Source organism: Methanosaeta sp. UBA458 (assembly GCF_002496085.1).
Classification (GTDB): Archaea; Halobacteriota; Methanosarcinia; order Methanotrichales; family Methanotrichaceae; genus Methanothrix; species Methanothrix soehngenii.
In genome coordinates this window covers 19,221-37,316 of sequence record NZ_DAIK01000068.1, presented here as the reverse complement: position 1 = coordinate 37,316, position 18,096 = coordinate 19,221, and the positions used below count along the sequence as shown (strand labels likewise).

Sequence of the window (18,096 nt, the reverse complement as noted above, 5' to 3'; positions counted from 1 at the left end):
GGAAGTCATCGCTGATCAGGTCTTGAGCCTTACATCAGTAACTATATTTATGCCAGTCTCTTCATCGATCCTTGGCTTATTCTCATCCAGAGGATCTCCATTTGGATTTCCATCGTTGACATCATAGATAAAAATAATCTCAGACCTTTTCAGTGCTTTCTCGCTCATTGTCACGCCACCTCCTCAATAACTTCCTCTTCTCTTGCATCCTTGAACAGTTTGTGAGAATTCATTCCTAAAACGAAATAAAAGCTCAGATCATCGTTGTTCTCTTTCCAGCTTTCCCCCGAAAGGATAAAGTAACGTGCTATGATTCCTTCCAGCTCTCTGTAGTAGTTCTTCTTGTATTCTTCGAGCTTGTTCTGGATTTCCGGGAGGAGCCGCTTAATCAGAGGTTCGTTCATCCTCAAGCCATGCAGCTTATCGCGAAAAGGAGTAGCTCTTTTCTCAGTGAACTGGATGTTCAGCAATTTTTGAGCCAGTATACCCTCCAGAAAGGCGGCTTTCTTTGCATCGCTGCCGAAAAATGCCTCATTGGATTCGAAGAAGCTCTTTATTTTCTGCTCTAAGGGAAGCCCCTCCAGGTGTTCGATGGAGAGGTCACCCTCACTCGGTGTAGTCATATTATCCATCTCCGATGTTACGTTTTTGAGAATGCCTAAATCGTTTAAATAATGCAGCAGCAGGAAGCCGAAGAGGGTGTCAACATTTGTAGGATAACCTCCATCGAATGCCTCTCTTATCCTTTCATTGATAAATCCGATCAACAAATAATAATCGATGCTGTTTCCACCAAATATTTTGTTCACCATCTCCATGAACATCTTATCGGAAGTCTTATTCTTCGATCTCTTGGCGAAGGCTCCCTTTGCAGATTCAGATGGGAAAAATCTTCTCACGACCCCAAAGTTGAATACCAGATGGTTCTTCTCCTTCTGGGATTCGCTCAGAGCTATGTCATTATACAGCTTGAATCTCTTGTCAACAGAATCTTTGATGCTGAATAATCTACTCAACCTGGAAGGAAGGATTCCTTCAATAAGGAGTAAAATGCTATAAGATGATTTATCCTTTTTGTAGAACATCAAGCTGGTGCTCACGAAATCGTTCTGTTTGGCTACGATATCCAAGATGTCATATTCATCCGCCGTTAGCCGCTTCTCTACCTCCTGGTTGAGCTTTTGTTCCTTCTTCTGGTCTCTTGCTCCTAGTATGATCAGGATCTCCTGGATATCTCCACCGATAGCCAGCTTTGGAATTAATAAGTAATGGAAGCCATAGAAGCTAAAGTCCAGCTTATCCTCGATGTATATCTTCCCTGCCTCAAGACATGTGGCACAATTTAAGCATATTGGTGTATTCTTCCAGGATTCGGAGATCTCGAATCCCCCTGATATATTTCCTGGCTTATCATAATTATGGAATGACCAGGGAACCGCAAAGCCGTAAACCTCTGCCTTTACTTCCCTGCATACTGAACACATTTTGTCTTGGCCTATGGATTCGACGCCGTATTTGTTTGAGAACCCCTTGCTGCCCTTATTCAGCAAGACGTTTCTAAATATTGAGATGTCACTGAGATATTTTATATTGACACCATCATCAAATCCTAATGTTATTATACTGCTCTCTCCGGTTTTCCTGCGGGAGAATTTATCCTGAAGATCGGCTTGGATTTTATCATGTTCTGCTTTAATCGCTTCGCCCATCCTTCTGATCGATTCTCTTTCTTCCCCGGAAAGGGGGTAGTTATCGTAATTATCAAACCATCTTAGAAATTTTTTAAAAGTTTTATTCACCTCTGTTATTCTACTGGTGGGAGTAGCATCGAGGGCATTACCTTGTTTTCCCTTGTAGAGATATTTCGTATATTCCTTGAACTCTTGTGTTTCCACATGGCTGAATGAATAATTTCCTTCCTTCTCTTTTAATGCCACCACTAATACTTGTTTATATTTACCGTTGCTATCCGGGTCTTCTATGATCTTGTAGAGCGAATCTTCGCCGCCCTTGTTATCTTGAATGTAATCGCCTATCCTTCTTACAGCCTCTATCACTGGAGATCACCACTATACACAGATATTTTTATACGTGCAGTCCACGCATCTGGCCTTCTGCTTTGTCCCTTCGGGATAGTAGCCTCTCTGAATTATCATCAGTATCTCGCGCACAATCTGCTTTGCCATCTCAAAATCCTTTTGCCTGAAGTCAATTTCTACCACATAGTTATTGCTCCTGGTATAGCAGACGAAGCCCTTCTTCACATCCACGCCAAAATGCTCCATAATCAATATCCCGTAAAGCGCCGCCTGGTATTTGTGCGTCTTATAGATTGTGTTCTTGAACTCCGCATACTTGTAATCCAGAGGTGCCGCTGTCCCATCCTCCAAAAACAGGACCTCATCCACCTCTCCCTTGAAATGGTATTTGTGCGAGGTCAGGTAAACGGAGATCTCCTTTCGGGTGCATTTTAGCCTCTTTCTCAGGTAATCCCGGTTAACCTTCTCGCGAATCTCATGAAGCTCTCTGCCTTTTAAAACCTTGAACCTCTTCTCCTGGTGCTCGGGGACCATCAGGCATCTTTCGAAGAATATGAACCTCGGGCAGAACAGGTACTCCAAAGCATCCGATACGGTTACGAAAACCTCCTGCTCGATCTTCTGCTCGGGCTCGGGTATCGCTGCCGCTTCGCCTTCCGCCTGCATCTCAAAACACCTTGGTTATGGTCATCCCGCTCACCAGCTCTCTATCAAAGCCCGCTCCGATCAGCTTGATCTTATCAAAGCAGTCCTCGCACATGGGGAAGACATAGACGGAATCCGATTCGTCAATAATCGCCTCGCACTCCAGAGTCAGGGAGTCGGACTCATTCCGGTTCAGGTCTCCCAGAAATGCGCTCTTCTGCACCCGAAACAGGCCGTAGTTCTTGCAGATCTTAGCCACCCGGCTGCGGTATCTGTTCTCGGATATGTCGTAGATCACCCAGACCAGCATAATCAGCCTCGATTGCACTCCTGTGCATTCTCGCTCTCGCCCATCTGCGCCTGCTCCTCTTCTCGCTCACCTCTGTCTTCCCTGCCTTTGCCATCCGATTCCCGGCATACTTCCTGCTCCAGGATATCCAGATCGAAGTCATCCGGCATCTCCTGACCGGGCCGGATGAGCCCATTGGCAATCCTGTGGCACTCCATCTGAATGGTGTTCCTCCTCTTCACATTGCGCCCTCGGTAGGGGATTGGCTCCTCGAGGGCTTTGTTGAGCGACTCGATCAGCGCTGCTTTTCCCTCTTTGCTCAGGCCCATTCCCTGCTCGAGAGGCTCAAAGAATCCATCCTTCACCATTCGCCTGGAAAAGAGAAAAACCACCGTCTCATCAACATATATCCGGAACATCTCTATGATATCGAATACCAGCGACTTCTTATTGTATGAGTCGCTGTGCAGAAAGCCGAGGTACGGATCAAGCCCCGCTATGATGCAACCCTTCTCCACCAGCGAATAAAGAATGCCATATCCGTAGTTGAGAAGAGCATTGAACTCGTCCTTGGCCGGATTTCTGCTCCGTCCTGCAAACCGATACTTTTCCGGCATGATTGAAGAGATGGCCTCAAAATAGGCCCTGGCAGCCTTGCCCTCCAGGCCGAGCATATCCTGCCTCCTGGATTCGATTGTGCCCCGCAGCCTCTTCATCTGCTCTCGGGAGTTTTCTATCTCCAGTATGTATCCGTCCAGAAGATCCCTCTTTTCCTCTCTGGTCTTCCTCATCCGTCCCAGAAGGTCTATCTGATTCTCCAGCTTCCTCAATCCCCACTCTTTTGCCAGATTCAGGCCGTCTAGGGTATCGTATACCTCAAGCTGCCTTCTCCGAATCAGGGTTGTGCTTCCCAGCTTCGGATGCCATACCCTTCCATAGGGATCTCCATGGGAATCGAGAAAAACGATATCGATGTTGTTGTCCACTGCCAGCTTTATGGCATCGGTGGTGATGTACGCCGCCGTAGTGATCAGTATGCTATTTACCTTGCCGACAGCAATCTCAAAGCTCCTGTCCTCCCTCTTCACCAGAAAGCAATTGCCGTTCTTGCGCAGATATGCTCCATAGCTATTGATCACGAGCTGCAAATGATTACCTCTAATATTGCTTTGTCAGTCATCTGTCCTTTATGATTATTAACCTTAACCAATCTGCATATTTGACCTAAAAAGCAAATCACGCCAATCTCGCCTAACCGTCGGAATCTGGGTATCCAAGCCACCCCGGCGTTGAGGGGGCCAGAGCACTACCGCGCGTTTTCTCGCGCGCGGCGTCCACAAAAAAAAACAGCCTGTATGGATCAGTCTTGGCAGTATTGCAATCAAGGTTTCGGAAATCGACCAAGGAAATGCTTCTTTTCAATCAGCTTTTGCAGATCAACCTTCCAGAATCAACCTTCCAGAACCATCCGATTCAATTCCCGGATTTTTCGATCCTCGTCTTAAATCTGACGACAAACAAGACAGAGCAGATAGTTCTTTAAATAAGAAAGTCCAATCATTGAATGATGATGGTGAAGGCAAGATATGAAAATAATGTTCTCAAACCTCTGGAAAAGCTCGATTTAACAGAAGGAGATGTAGTTGAAATCGAGATAGTTAAATCCAATGCAGATAGACTAGTTGGCCTTCTAAAAGATATCGATATAGATTCAGTCGACCTGCAGCATGCTGCAAGAGATATCTGGGTGAGAAAGGTTGTATCTGATTGATACCAATATTTTTCTGGAGGCAATGCTGGAGAGGAAATATAGAAATGATTGCCTTACATTGCTAAGAATGATCGATAAAGGCGAAATTAATGCCTTTGTAACGACCTATTCGATTCATTCCATTGAGACCATTTTAGATAGAATCGGAAATTTGGACGCTCTCAGGACATTTTTAAAAAGCATTGGAAGGATGAAAGGCTTGAACATCTACAATACTGACCTCAGAGATGAGCTTGCAGTTATAGATGAAATGGCAGTAGGCCTGGATTTTGATGATGCTCTGCAATCATATGTCACTAAGAAGCTCAATTTGCAGATAATAAGTTTTGATAGACATTTTGATGGAATCGAAGGGATAACCAGACTGAGACCGAAGGACGTACTATCTGCTGAGAAAAAAGAATAGCTAGAACCATCAACTGCAAGGACATTTTTTTCCCAAGCCACCCTGGCGTTGAGGGGGCCAGAGCACTACCGCGCGTTTTTTCGCGCGCGGCGTCCACAAAAAAAACAGCCTGTATGGATCAGTCTTGGCAGTAATGTAATCAAGGTTCAGGAACCGAAGGACGTATTTTCCGCTGAAAAAAAGATTGGCCAGAACCATCAAAGGCTGGGCCTGGCACTAGCCCTCTTGCAGCACTCCATCCAGCCAGTTGAATATCCTCTCGTTCGAGATGGTCGGGGCGCCCATCTGGCAGTGCAGCCCAGCTCCCTCTTCAGTGGTGAAGAGCAGATACTCTTTCGGACCGGTCAGGGCGTCGTAAAGCGGCCTCGCCTGGCCCGCCAGGAGCGTGTCGTTATCCGAATCGACAACAAGGGTGGGACACCTGATCAGCCCGGCTACGTCCTTCAGCGTATATGGAGCGATCATTCGGAAGTATTCGCTGGGGGTTTGGGCTCCGAAAACGATCATGCCGTGTTCTACCGCCCAGCCTGTCTCGATGCTCTGTTTCATGTACTCGCTCATCTCCTGGTCGAATTCCCGCGACGCATTCTCGTCGCTCAGAATCTCCTCCATATTGGGCAGGGCTTTTTGCATCACGCTGGCATTGAAGTCGTAGACGCCTCCATTGGCGATGCACGCAGCTATGCGGTGGTCGAAGGCAGCAGCTCTCGGTGCCAAGTAGCCGCCGAAGCTGATTCCCATGAGGGCAATTCTATCCGGATCAACCTCGCTCAGGTTCTGGGCAAAATCAATCACTGGCGTTACTGCAGCCTCCCAGTCAGGCCTGAAGGGCATCCCTTGTACTCGGATCATCTCACCCTGGCCAGGCCCCTCGAAGATCAGCACGTTATATCCCCTATCGATAGCGAATTTTGCCACCCCGAAGTACAGCTCTTCACCAGTTCCGTCAAAGCCGGTATGAACGATCAGAGTCGGCCTACTGGTGCCGTTGCCGTCCACCAGACACAGGTAGCCGGGGAGGGTGGTGTTCTGGAAAGGAATGCGGACCGGCCGGATGAGGCCGCTGGAGAGGTTTGCTGCCTTAATGAAGCAGTCATGGCTCTTCTCCCAGGTGGACACAATCCTAGGATCATCGGGATTGATGTCCAGGTAGAATCCAGCGTTCCGGTAGTAGTTCGAGGCCCTCAGGAAGGCTTCCTTTGCGCTGATCTTATGTCCACTGGCCAGGAACTCCTCGGCAGTACTCTCCAGCCTGGCGGCAGTTCTGTTCCATTGGCCGTACCAGCTCTCAGCATCGCCATCTTTGATGCGAAAAGCCGTGTCCAGACATTCGTTGATGTCTGCGCCTCCGCTCGCTGTATAGCCGATGGTCCGGAGGAACTGGAAGTTGAACTCTTGATTCTGAAATATCGATCCCGAAATATCGGTGCTGTTCATCTCATCAGCTCCTGCAGCAACAAGAGGTGCGATCAACAGGCTCAGAAATACAACCTGGCAGAGCCTGAATCCGAAAAGAGAATGCTTAAGCATAGAATTGTCCTCAGAGAACATGGGATATTATTAATGGTACTTAAATTTTAGCCCGCATTCAATTATAAAATTATCGTCTTGCAGCGGGAAAGATATATCAATATTGAGTGGCATAAAATTGACTATGGTTCAAGAGAGCGTTTATCGAGCTATTGAGCTCGTAGGATCATCCCCCATCGGTTGGGAAGATGCTGCCAAAAACGCAATCGACACGGCACATAAATCCATCTGGAACCTAAGGATCGCACGCGTTGCTGAGCTTGATGCCAAACTAGATGAAAAAGGTAATATAATATTATACAGAATTAAATTAAGAATATCCCTCAAATACGAAGACTGGAAGACAGATTTGGGCTGGAAGGTTCCAAAGGGGGACGCAGCCGAGCCCCTCTGCTGAGGCAAATCGATACCATTGAGCGATTCGGAAGAATGATTCCACAAAGCAAATTCGCGTTCTCTTCGGCGGCTCTGGTGCCTGATCGCTCTTCCATAAAAGATCTGAATTGCACCCCACAATTATTATAATCTAATTAATAAATTTTGAGGCAGGCAGAGCAACCTACAAATACAATCAACCCTTATCGCTGTCCCGGCGCGGTTGGGAACATGTCAGAAATAAAGCTGCTCATCGATGATCGAGAGGTATCCGTCCCCCAGGGGTCCACCATTCTCGATGCTGCCCGCATTGCGGGCTCTTATGTGCCGTCTCTTTGCCACCACCCGGACTTGAAGCCCATAGGCTCCTGCAAGCTCTGCATCGTCTCTGTGGAAGGCCTGGATTACTATCCTTTATCCTGCAATACCCCTGCAGCCGAGGGAATGGTTGTCCATACCCGCACCGAGGAGCTCCAGGAGATGAGACGACATACCCTGGAGATGCTCCTCGCCCTCACCAACCATCCCACCTCCTGCCTCTTCTGCGAGAGAAAGAACGAATGCGGCGAGCTGCGGGAGTGCATGCGCAAGTTTCCAGTAACAGTGGGCTGCAAGTACTGTCCTAACGACGGCCAGTGCGAGCTGCAAGAGGCAGTCACCTTCACCGGTTTGGACAAGATCAGATATCAGACCTCTTTCCGGGATATGCCGGTATTAAGAGAGCCGTTCTTCGACCGCAACTACAATCTCTGCATCATGTGCAGCCGGTGCATAAGAATGTGCGACGAGGTACGCGGCCTGGGCATCCTATTTAACAACCCCGATTTTCACCGCAACCACTGGATAGGTCCCGAATCCCTGCAGGAGGCAGACTGCAAGTTCTGCGGGGCATGCGTTGACGCCTGCCCCACCGGCGCCCTCTTCATCCGTTCGGAGAAATGGATCCGGCCCGACCGCACCGTGGTCACCATCTGCCCCTACTGCGGCGTAGGCTGCAGCCTGGATCTCAAGATCTCTGAAGACAGAATATTATCCGTCACGCCAAGCCGGGATGGAGCGGTAAACCGGGGCCAGGCCTGCGTCAAAGGCCACTTTGGATTGGAGGAGATCATCCACCATCCCGACCGCTTCACCACTCCTCTGATAAAGAGAAACGGTCAATTCGAGCCGGCATCCTGGGATGAGGCTTTAGACCTGGTCGCCCGGAGGTTCACAGAGATCCAAGATCGATACGGCCCCGATTCTTTAGGGGCTTTCTCCTCCTCCCGCTGCACCAATGAGGAGAACTATCTGGTGCAAAAGCTTGCCAGAGCGGTCTTTAAAACCAACAATGTGGACAACTGCGCCCGGGTCTGCCATGCCCCCTCAGTGACCGGTCTTGCCGCCTGCTTTGGCAGCGGAGCAGCCACCAACTCCTTTGACCAGATTGAAGACGCCGATGTCCTTTTCATCATCGGCTCCAATACCACTGAAGCCCATCCCGTAGTCAGCCTGAAGATAATCAAGGCAGCCAGAAATGGAGCGAAGATAATCGTCGCTGACCCCCGTAAAATCGAGCTGGTCGACAGGGCATCGGTCTGGCTCAACCAGAAACCGGGAACAAGCATCGCCCTGATAAATGCAATGATGAATGTGATCCTTAAAGAAGGGCTGGAGGACCGGGATTTCATAGACCGGCGCACCATGGGATTTGAGAACCTGCAAAAGACGGTGGAGGAGTATCCGCCTGAAAGGGCATCCCAGATCACCGGAGTGGCGGCAGAGGATATCATCGAGGCCGCCCGGCTCTATGCCAGGGCCGATAAAGCGATGATCATCTACGGCCTGGGCATAACTGAGCACACCACTGGAACCTCCAATGTGATGTCCCTGGGCAACCTGGCAATGCTCACCGGAAACGTTGGCCGCCGCTCGACTGGCATCATGCCTCTGCGCGGCCAGAACAACGTCCAGGGGGCCTGTGATATGGGCGCCCTTCCCAACGTCCATGTCGGCTACCAGCCGGTGACCGATGCTGGCATCCGGTCCAAGTTCGAGGAAGCCTGGAAGGTTGCCTTGCCTTCTGTCCCCGGCCAGACCTCCACCCAGATGATAGAACGCAATCCGGGAAAGGAGATCCGCGGCCTTTACATCCTGGGAGAGGACCCCGCCCATACCGAGCCCGACACCAACCGGGTGAGATCAACTCTGGAGTCCCTGGACTTCCTGGTAGTGCAGGAGATATTTCCCACTGAGACCACCAGGTATGCAGACGTCATCCTGCCCGCAGCCAGCTTTGCCGAGTGCGATGGAACATTCACCAACGGCGAGCGGCGCATTCAAAGGGTGCGGAAAGCGATACCAGCACTATGCGGCCAGGAGAACTGGCTGACGATCTGTCAGATCGCCCAGAGGATGGGCTATCCGATGAGCTACGGCCACCCCTCGGAGATCATGGATGAGATCGCCTCACTGGCGCCGATGTTTGCCGGAGTGAAGTTCGATCGGCTGGATGACGGCGGGCTGCAGTGGCCCATACCGTCCCTTGACCATCCGGGAACAGAGACCCTGCATGCGGAGAGCTTCAGCTGCGGCCTGGGAAGGTTCAATGCCGTACAGCACAAGTACCCCGCTGAGCAGACCGATACGGAATATCCCTTGATCCTCACCACCGGCAGGAGAAGGGAGCATTACAACTGCGGATCCATGACCAGGCGATCCAAAGGAATAATGTGGGTATGGCCGGAGGAGGCCATAGAGATAAGCCCTGCCGATGCCAGAGAACTCGAGATCGAGGACGGAGAGACGGTTGTTGTCAGCTCCAGGCGGGGCTCTGTTAAGACCAAAGCTAGGGTTACAGACAAGTCCTCCCGCGGCATGGCCTTCATGTCGTTCCATTACCAGGATGTCTTGACCAACCTTCTGACCAATGCCGCTCTTGATCCTCAGGCGAAGACTCCGGAGTACAAGGCATGCGCTGTGAAGATAGAAAAGTTAAAGGCGTAATGATTGGATGATCTCTAAAGTTTACATTTCCTACGATCCGGATGATGAAGACCTGGCTCTGCGGCTCTCGCTAGCGCTGGGGCGGGTGGGCCTGGAAAGCTATGTCGCCCTGTACAATCAATCGCCTGCTATCTCTCTTGCCGATAGGGTGTCCTTTGCCATAAGGAACTCCGAGTGCCTGGTGGCTCTGGCAACCCGGAAGGGAAGTCGTTCTCCAACCCTCTGCCAGGAGATAGGTCTGGCCAGGGGCATTGACCAACTGATCATTCCCTTGCAAGAGGAGGGCGCTCAGCTTCCTTTTCTGATCGATCAATTGCGAGCTTTACCCTTCAGAAGGGAGAGTTTTGCCGATGCCATAGGCATCTTGATCAAAAGCATCCGGGAGTTGAGCCGTCTGGAGTGGCTTCGGGTGGTCTGCCCCCAATGTGGAGAGGAGATGACCCAGTATCTGACCGACCAGGATGAGGTGGACTCTGCCCTGGAAAAGGGAATCTTCCTGGAGACGATCTGCAGCTACTGTCAGAACACAATCCTGCTCGACCCGCGGACATTCGAACCTCTGCCTGGGGAGCAAGAATCGCTGAAACCCCAGAAGTTCATAGAAAATTTTTGACAAATGGCTTTTTTTCCCTTGCATAGGTTTAAGTGAATTAAGGAGATCATACTACCTGAAGTCCATGCCCATTGGTGTTTATGTATGTCATTGCGGCCTGAATATCGCCGGCGTCTTGGATATTGAAGAGCTGAAGAGCTTCGCCGAGAAGCTGCCTGATGTGGCCGTGGCCAGAGATCTGCAGTTCTCCTGCTCGGATATTGGGCAGGAGCAGATTCAAAAGGATATTGCTGAATATAAGCTAGATAGGATCGTGGTGGCCGCCTGCTCGCCCAGACTGCATGAGCCCACATTTCGCCGGGCCATTGCCAAGGCCGGGCTGAACCCCTATATGCTGGAGATGGCCAACATCCGGGAGCATTGCTCCTGGGTGCACATGGACCTGCCAGCCATGGCCACGGAGAAGGCCAAGGACCTGATATCAATGGCCGTGGCCAAGGCCGCCCTCCTGCAGCCCTTAGAGCAGGAGCAGATACCGGTTAACAAGGATGTGATGGTAGTAGGAGGAGGCGTGGCCGGGATCGCTGCCGCCCTGGACCTGGCGGATGCGGGCTTTCATGTGTTTTTGGTGGAACGCCGGCCGACCATCGGCGGTTACATGGCCCTGCTCACAGACGTCTTTCCCACCAACGACTGCTCCATCTGCGTTCTGGGCCCCAAGATGTCCGAGGTCTTCAACCATCCCAATATCACCCTCTACACCTATTCCGAGGTCCTGGGGGTGGAGGGCAGCGTGGGCAACTTCACAGTATCTGGAGTTCACCGGGCGCGCTATGTGGACCCCGTCCTCTGCAAAGGCTGCATAAACGAATGCGCAGACGTCTGTCCAGTGGAGGTGCCCAATGAGTACGACTTCGGCATCGGCAAGAGAAAAGCCATCTATGTGCCCTATCCTCAGGCCGTCCCCCTGTCGGCATGCGTAGACCCCAAGGCCTGCATCGGCTGCGGCCGGTGCGTGGAGTCCTGCCCCACCCAGGCGGTCAAGCTGGATCAGGTGATCGAGCACTTCAAGATCAATGTGGGGGCCATAATCGTGGCCACTGGATGGCAGCCCTTTGACGCCGCCCGGAAGGAGGAGTACGGCTTTGGCAGGCTCAGGGATGTCGTCACCACTCTGCAGATGGAGAGGATGCTCAATGCCTCCGGTCCGACCAAGGGCGAGGTTGTCCGGCCGAGCACGGGCCAGGTCGCCCAGTCCATAGCCTTCTTGCAGTGTGTCGGCTCCAGAGACGCCACAGTCGGCAACATATACTGCTCTCGGATCTGCTGCATGGCCTCGCTGAAGAATGCCCAGCTGATCGCTGAGAAGTACCCCGGCTCGGATATCACCATCTATTATATCGATATCAGGGCGGGTGGAGAAGGTTATGAGGAGTTTTATATACGGGCGCAGAGGCTGGGCATAAACTTCGTTCGCGCCCGCGTATCCAGCATCGAGGAGTTAGATGGCGATATCTATCTCAGCTTTGAGGACACCCAGACTGGAGAGATAAAGAGGGTCCGGCACGATATCGCCGTCCTCTCCGTAGGCCTGGAGCCGGATAAGAGTGCGGACGTTCTGGGCAACCTTCTCGGCCTCTCCCGCAGGCCGGACAGGTTCTTTGAGATCGCTCACCCCAAGATGAGGCCGGTAGAGGCTCATATCGATGGGGTGTTCATCGCCGGGTGCGCCTCCGGGCCCAAGGAGATCCCCATATCCATAGCTCAGGGCAGTGCTGCCGCCGCCAAGGCCATAAGGCTATTGCAGAAGGGATTCTTGGATCTGGAGCCCACATCAGCCTATGTGGATCCCGATCTGTGCATCAGGTGCAAGCTGTGCGTCGATGTCTGCCCTCAGAAGGCCATATCTGTGAAGAGTCCGGCTTACGTGGACGAGGCAGCCTGCAAAGGCTGTGGGTCGTGTGCTGCCGCCTGTCCAGTGGATGCCATCAAGATGCGTCTGTTCTCAGATGAACAGATCCTGGCCCAGGTCAGAGCGGCGACCGAGGTGAAGAAGGAGTTTCCCCTTATCATCGCATTTTTGTGCAACTGGTGCAGCTACGGTGCCGCCGATCTCGCCGGTACCTCTCGCATTCAGTATCCCACCAATGCCCGCAACATCCGGGTGATGTGTTCGGCGCGGGTTGATCCCAGCTTCGTCCTGGAGGCCTTGCGGCGGGGGGCGGATGGGGTGCTCATCGCCGGCTGCCGTATAGGCGAATGCCATTACCATGATGGGAACTACCAGGCTCTGCAGAGGGTGAATGTATTGAAGGGAGTCCTGGAGAAGATCGGCATTGATCCGGGGAGGGTCAAGATCGTCTGGTGTGCGGCCAGCGAGGGCGAGATCTATGCCAAAGATCTTAGGGAGTTCATCGGAGAGTTGAAGGCCATCGGTCCCATTGGAACTGAGCTGGATAAGAGGAGAAAAGGGCCTGGAGGGGGAAAGGCAGAGAAAGAGGCTGGTCGAGAGGCGGAGGCAGATCTAAATGAGGAAGCAGAGATACAATCGGAAAGCATGATGGCCAAGGGAAGTGAGGGGCAGCATGATGGAGATTGAGAAGGACATGGAGGTGGAAGGATCCCATATCCTGGCCAAGCAGAGGACCAAGGATAGCGAGAAGATCCTGGATTACGATTATAAGAAATGCGCCGGATGCTCCATTTGCGTTGCCATCTGCCCCAAAAAAGCCTTGCAGGAGGGGCCGCTGAAGGAGATCGCCAAAGGCCTGGATGCGCCGCCTGTGTTGATAGACCAAGATCTTTGCGTATTCTGTGGGATGTGCGTGAACTTCTGTCCAATGAAGGCCTTCGAAATGAGAGTTGTGGAGAAAAAGGCTGAGCCAGAGGCGGCAGAGGCTGCCGAAGCAAAAGCATGACTGAAAATGTGTGTGAGACAACAGAAAAGGCAATTCCAAAGCCGGTCGACTTCAGAGAGAGGGAGGAGTATCCCAGGCTCATGGCCGAGGCGAAGCCAAATGAGAAGTGTCTGCCCTGCCTGCTCTGCGAGCCCGTCTGCCCGACGGAAGCGATCAAGGTGACCTTTGACAAGACTCGGGAGGATTTTGGACCCCTTCGGGAGGGGATTGAAGGGAAGATCTCCATAGATCAGGAGAAGTGCAACCTCTGCGGACGGTGCGCCAGGTTCTGCAAGGCCTTCCTTCTGGTCGATAAAGTGGAAAAGGATCGGGATCCCCGCGATCTGGTGCCTTATGAGCAGCTGCTGATAGACGAGGATCTTTGCGACTACTGCGGGCTGTGCGTCCCCCTCTGTCCGGAGGAGGCGATCGCTGTCGAGGGCGAGCCTCTAAAGCTTGATGAGGAGCCGAAGATCGAGGGGAAGATAAAGGTCGATGAGAGCCTATGTATTGGCTGCGGCAGGTGCGCTCTGGTCTGCCCCTATGAGGGCATGGACATATCCAAGCCCTTCCAGGGGGAGATCAAGATGGTGGAGAAGAACCTCGTTCGATGCGATCCCCTGGGCTGTCTGGCCTGCTTCAACGTCTGCCCTGCCAAGTGCTGGTATGTGGACGAGCGGGGCAAAGCCGCTCCGGTGGAAGATCAGTGCATCCTATGCGGGGCCTGCGAGAAGGCCTGTCCCGTCTCGGCCATTGATGTGCAGAGGACTGAGGTCAGCCATACGGAGGTAAAGGAGACCCCCTGGGCAGAGGAGTGGAAGGAGGCGATTCGTACCATATTGACCGGCGAGCGGAAGATACCGGATGTGAGCGGCGCTGTGGTCCCGCCCAAGATCGATAGGACGCCCCTGCCCGCTCCGGAGGCGCCGAAGGTGGATCCCGAGCTTCTGAAGATGGTGGATGAAGCCTTAAAGCCGCTGGTGCCAATGCTGGCCAAGCCCAAGATCCGCCAGATCATGGAGAACGAGCCGCCGGATAAGGCGAGCCAGAAGATTGTAGAGAGGCTCCACGAGGCTGAAAGGAAGAGAAAGAAGGCAAGAGAAGAGAACGCGGGGGCAGTGTAATGGCCACGGCAATAGAAGAGGATTTCAAGAACGAGGTATTAAGGCTGGCAGGAGAGGAGGTAAGGACCTGCATTCAGTGCGGCACCTGCTCGGCCAGCTGCCCCACGGCTCATCTTATGAAACCGAGCATAAGAAGATTGGTCAAGCTCTGTCTGGAGGGCAGACGGGAGGAGGCCCTGCACAATGAGACTCTGTGGCTGTGCACATCCTGCCTATTGTGCACTGTGCGTTGTCCCCGGGGAATAAGGCCGAAGATGGTCGTGTCCGCTCTGAAGGAGCTGGCGGACAGGGAGAAGATAGAAAGCCCTGGAAAGAACTACGACCACCTCTTCAATAAGCAGATCGAGGAATACGGTCGGATAAGCGAGCTTCCTCTCATCGGCGAGTTCTTGCTCTTCTATCCCCAAGGGACTGTTCAGTCCATGAAGGTGGGCCTGGAGCTTCTCCCCCGGGGCAAGATAACCCTGGAAAGAGAGCAGGTTATGGGAAAGGATGAGGTCAAGAGGATTATGGAGGAGCTGGGCAAATGAAGCTGGCTTACTATCCGGGTTGCGTTTCTCTCTCCACGGGAAAGGAGATGGACAGGTCCACCAGAGCGGTCTTTTCGAGCCTTGAAATCGAGCTGGAGGAGCTGGAGGATTGGAACTGCTGCGGGGCAACTCACGTCTCCAATGAGATGGTGGCCACGGGGCTTGCTGCCCGGAACATGTCCCAGACCGAGCTGGATATCGTGACCTCCTGCTCCATCTGCTACAGCAACCTCAGGGCGGCTGCCATGAAGCTGGAGGATGTGGAGATCAGAGCCAAAGTGAATGCCGTCCTGGAAAAGGAGTACAAAGGGGCGAAGATTCGGCACGCTCTGGATGTGATCCTCGAGGTTCTGGAGAAAGATGACCAGGGGATTGTGGTTCCTTTAAAGGAGCTGAAGGTGGCTGCTTATTATGGCTGCCTCCTCTCACGCCCTCCTGGGGTGTACAGCCCGGAGTATCCCGTTGTCCTGGAGAAGCTGATCCGGATTCTGCAGGCGGACGCTGTTGACTTCCGGCGGAAGACCTTCTGCTGTGGCGGGCCGATATTCATGCCCAAGGAGGAGGCTGCCAATGAGACCGCCTATCGAATCCTGAAAGACGCCAAGGAGGCGGGAGCGGAGGTCATCATCACCGTCTGCCCTCTGTGCCAGTTCATGCTGGATACCAAGCAGAGGTCGGTGGAACAGAGGTATGGCGAGGAGATAGGGATTCCAGTTCTCTATGTGACCCAGCTGGTGGGCATCGCACTGGGCCTGGGGCCGGACGACCTGGGAATGGATATGAATGCCGTATCGCCTATGCCGATGATGGAGCGGATATACCAGAGGATGGCGGAGCAGTAGAGGAGAAATGGCAGGAGTCTGCCACCTGGCTTGCTTTTATTCTATGAGGCAATATTTTCTTCGGCTCTTCGCTTAATTATGTGGGTCAGGCGCGGCTGAGAACAGCCATCTGTTCCTATGCGCCTCTGTGGTTTGATTGGATTGCAGATAACGGATTTTAGCCATATAGAGCACAAAGATCACAAAGGCCTCGCAAAGGTAATCCAGTTCTTGATAGCCCAATAATCCTTGGTGCGGTCTTTGTGTCCTTTGTGTGCTTTGTGGTTTATGGCTCTTTGCTGAATTATTTGGGTGAGGTACGGCAGCGGTTATAGTCTCTGTTCCTCTGTGGTTGGGTCAGAGCATAGCGGTTCACCACAGGGGCAAAAGGATACAGAGAATTTGCGATTCAAGTTCATCCATACTACATAGCGAGGAGCCTCTTCTTCTCTCGCTCCAAATATGCGAGGAATGGGTCTTTTGGCCAATTTCAGCTACTCAATGACGGTGCTGAGAAGGAGCAATATATTCCCAAACATAAAGAGCAAAATAGCGAATGCGCCAATCATCTTCTTTGGTGTGGATCGAGCGATGAACAGGAGAATGAACATTACTGCCAGGATCGATAAAGATACAAGGAGCACTCTGCGTAATGGTATGAGAACAAGTTTTGCAAAGCCATAGTAGTATGTCATGTAATCCAGCAAGCTGGTCGCGGAATTAGATATGAATTGATAAACAGACAGTGAAATAACCACGAAAAGTAAAGTAAATATAAAACTTCTATTCCATTTTGAATAATTCTTAACTCTTTTAGAAAACCTATTGTATCTTTTTAATAAATGAAGCTCTAAATATTCATTTATTTTATTTATTTTATCATTAAAAAGTAAATAATCTGAGGCCAGGAGGAAGCCAGCGAAGAAGTTTGCAATGATCCCTGCCTGCTCCAGAGTTCTAGAATCCAAGCCTGATACAGCTAATTGAATATCAATTAATGGCATTTTTTCACTTTGGGCCCCCAGGTGGACTCTACCTATTTAAGTCCGTTGCCAGTGGCTTACGAGATATCTGAAAAATCCTTGATGTAATCCTTTTCAATCCTGTGAACTCATTTTTGGCAACGTCCATTCCAAAGTCATTTCGCAGGATTCGCGCCTCTGACATGATCGTGGCCAGGTCCCGGGCAGGCTGGAGCAGGGATGCGCCATGCAGCGGTTATCTCTCTAGACATATTGCAGGCCACATTGATCGATGCATATAATGCTGTCTTATCATATGGACTTTTCAGAGGGTTAAATTTGAGAAAACTGGAATTCCCCGAGCCGTTTAAGCATGATCATCCTCCTGTCCAAGAGCTTAGTGATATAGATCCTGGCCCATCCAGTCAAGGAGAGAAGTTTGCCGATTGGGTTTACGAGAACTTGGGGTCATGGCGATTCATACTCGCACAATCGATCCTTGTGGCAGTTTGGGTGCTGCTCAATGCAACTGCCTACATGCAAGCCTGGGATCCTTATCCGTTCATCTTCATGAACTTGATCTTCTCATTGCAGTCTGCCTATACCGCGTCTTTAATCCTGATGAGCCAAAATCGCCAGGATCGCCTAAAAGCTCACAATGATTATCTTATGAACATTCGCGCAGAGGAAGAGTCCAAGGCAGTCCTTGACAATTTTGCCGCTCAGAATAGAGCACTGGAGGAGATCTATCGTGAGCTTCTTGCCTTGAAGAGCAAAATGGAAAATGTTGAATAATATGCCAGAAGGAATCTTGAGTGGCCTGCCAACTCCTGGACCTTTGAGGGCGGATTGAGTTGGGAGCTAATGCTATTACATTTTGAATTGTCTTATAGCAGGAAAGAGAGATTGGACTTCGATTTCGATGGAAAATCCCTTTCCTCGCAGCTTACCTGGGCTGGATCTGGAGGTCAATTATGCGATTCGCATTGGAGAAAGTAAAACGGGGGAGATGGCTGATATCCCCCGGTTTTTAGGTGCGTTTTCATGGAAGAGGCACGGAGACAAAAGGGCGTGCTACCAGGAAATTACCCTGTAGACCCAGTTGCTCAGAAGCGTCCAGATCTTGACAAAACCAGATCCCTTCTCCAGCTTATTCTTATCCTTTGCAG

17 protein-coding genes and 1 pseudogene are annotated in these 18,096 nt (G+C 51.5%); 11 read left to right on the top strand and 7 right to left on the bottom strand.

Annotated features, from left to right (window positions below):
* Positions 1–21: 21 nt before the first annotated feature.
* The 5 genes and pseudogenes from BP822_RS04845 to cas1 form a co-directional block, all read right to left on the bottom strand.
* Positions 22–168: pseudogene (locus tag BP822_RS04845) on the bottom strand (type I CRISPR-associated protein Cas7); the annotation flags it as partial.
* A 2-nt stretch (positions 169–170) separates the two neighbouring features.
* On the bottom strand, positions 171–2,057 hold the full coding sequence (locus tag BP822_RS04840) for a TIGR02556 family CRISPR-associated protein (protein ID WP_286877834.1): 1,887 nt from the start codon (positions 2,055–2,057) through the stop codon (positions 171–173).
* A 12-nt stretch (positions 2,058–2,069) separates the two neighbouring features.
* Positions 2,070–2,705 carry a CRISPR-associated protein Cas4 gene (gene cas4, locus BP822_RS04835; RefSeq protein WP_286877833.1) on the bottom strand — a complete coding sequence of 212 codons (636 nt, stop codon included), beginning with the start codon at positions 2,703–2,705 and terminating at the stop codon, positions 2,070–2,072.
* Between the two features lies 1 nt (position 2,706).
* Positions 2,707–2,994, bottom strand: a complete 288-nt coding sequence (gene cas2, locus BP822_RS04830) for a CRISPR-associated endonuclease Cas2 (RefSeq protein ID WP_013720556.1) — start codon at positions 2,992–2,994, stop codon at positions 2,707–2,709.
* A gap of 2 nt (positions 2,995–2,996) precedes the next feature.
* Positions 2,997–4,112, bottom strand: a complete 1,116-nt coding sequence (cas1, locus tag BP822_RS04825) for a CRISPR-associated endonuclease Cas1 (protein ID WP_286877837.1) — start codon at positions 4,110–4,112, stop codon at positions 2,997–2,999.
* Between the two features lie 425 nt (positions 4,113–4,537).
* Between cas1 and BP822_RS04820 the strand changes: the two genes are divergently transcribed.
* Together BP822_RS04820 and BP822_RS04815 are read left to right on the top strand one after the other, a co-directional pair.
* Positions 4,538–4,744, top strand: coding sequence for an antitoxin family protein (locus tag BP822_RS04820; protein WP_013720558.1), 207 nt, complete (start codon positions 4,538–4,540; stop codon positions 4,742–4,744).
* Positions 4,745–4,766: 22 nt separating this feature from the next.
* Positions 4,767–5,150: a hypothetical protein gene (locus BP822_RS04815; RefSeq protein WP_273279072.1), complete on the top strand. Its 384-nt coding sequence runs from the start codon at positions 4,767–4,769 to the stop codon at positions 5,148–5,150.
* 216 nt (positions 5,151–5,366) lie between these two features.
* Here BP822_RS04815 and BP822_RS04810 read toward each other — a convergent pair whose 3' ends face one another.
* Entirely contained in the window at positions 5,367–6,680 is a 1,314-nt protein-coding gene (locus tag BP822_RS04810; RefSeq protein WP_013720560.1) for an alpha/beta hydrolase family protein, read from the bottom strand.
* Positions 6,681–6,804: 124 nt separating this feature from the next.
* On the opposite strand from BP822_RS04810, the gene BP822_RS04805 reads away from it, so the two are divergent.
* The 8 genes from BP822_RS04805 to BP822_RS04770 all read left to right on the top strand — a co-directional run bounded on the left by BP822_RS04805 (position 6,805) and on the right by BP822_RS04770 (position 15,986).
* Positions 6,805–7,077: a dodecin family protein gene (locus tag BP822_RS04805; protein ID WP_013720561.1), complete on the top strand. Its 273-nt coding sequence runs from the start codon at positions 6,805–6,807 to the stop codon at positions 7,075–7,077.
* Positions 7,078–7,286: 209 nt separating this feature from the next.
* Positions 7,287–10,040, top strand: a complete 2,754-nt coding sequence (fdhF, locus tag BP822_RS04800; RefSeq protein ID WP_276620609.1) for a formate dehydrogenase subunit alpha — start codon at positions 7,287–7,289, stop codon at positions 10,038–10,040.
* A 7-nt stretch (positions 10,041–10,047) separates the two neighbouring features.
* On the top strand, positions 10,048–10,653 hold the full coding sequence (locus BP822_RS04795; RefSeq protein WP_273278646.1) for a toll/interleukin-1 receptor domain-containing protein: 606 nt from the start codon (positions 10,048–10,050) through the stop codon (positions 10,651–10,653).
* Between the two features lie 64 nt (positions 10,654–10,717).
* Entirely contained in the window at positions 10,718–13,192 is a 2,475-nt protein-coding gene (gene hdrA2, locus BP822_RS04790; protein WP_286877832.1) for a CoB-CoM heterodisulfide reductase HdrA2, read from the top strand.
* A complete protein-coding gene (locus BP822_RS04785; protein ID WP_052297588.1) occupies positions 13,179–13,511 on the top strand; it encodes a 4Fe-4S binding protein in 333 nt (110 codons plus the stop codon). Before hdrA2 ends, BP822_RS04785 begins: the two co-directional genes overlap by 14 nt.
* Positions 13,508–14,614, top strand: a complete 1,107-nt coding sequence (locus BP822_RS04780; RefSeq protein WP_273278647.1) for a 4Fe-4S binding protein — start codon at positions 13,508–13,510, stop codon at positions 14,612–14,614. The genes BP822_RS04785 and BP822_RS04780 overlap by 4 nt, the downstream gene beginning before the upstream one ends.
* Positions 14,614–15,144, top strand: coding sequence for a 4Fe-4S dicluster domain-containing protein (locus BP822_RS04775; RefSeq protein WP_013720565.1), 531 nt, complete (start codon positions 14,614–14,616; stop codon positions 15,142–15,144). The genes BP822_RS04780 and BP822_RS04775 overlap by 1 nt, the downstream gene beginning before the upstream one ends.
* Positions 15,141–15,986, top strand: coding sequence for a CoB--CoM heterodisulfide reductase iron-sulfur subunit B family protein (locus tag BP822_RS04770; protein WP_273271536.1), 846 nt, complete (start codon positions 15,141–15,143; stop codon positions 15,984–15,986). Before BP822_RS04775 ends, BP822_RS04770 begins: the two co-directional genes overlap by 4 nt.
* Before the next feature lie 473 nt (positions 15,987–16,459).
* Here BP822_RS04770 and BP822_RS04765 read toward each other — a convergent pair whose 3' ends face one another.
* The gene (locus tag BP822_RS04765) at positions 16,460–16,969 is read right to left on the bottom strand and encodes a hypothetical protein (RefSeq protein ID WP_273278648.1); all 510 of its coding nucleotides are present in this window, start codon (positions 16,967–16,969) and stop codon (positions 16,460–16,462) included.
* 198 nt (positions 16,970–17,167) lie between these two features.
* Between BP822_RS04765 and BP822_RS04760 the strand changes: the two genes are divergently transcribed.
* Positions 17,168–17,722: a DUF1003 domain-containing protein gene (locus BP822_RS04760; protein WP_013720568.1), complete on the top strand. Its 555-nt coding sequence runs from the start codon at positions 17,168–17,170 to the stop codon at positions 17,720–17,722.
* Positions 17,723–18,096: the final 374 nt, after the last annotated feature.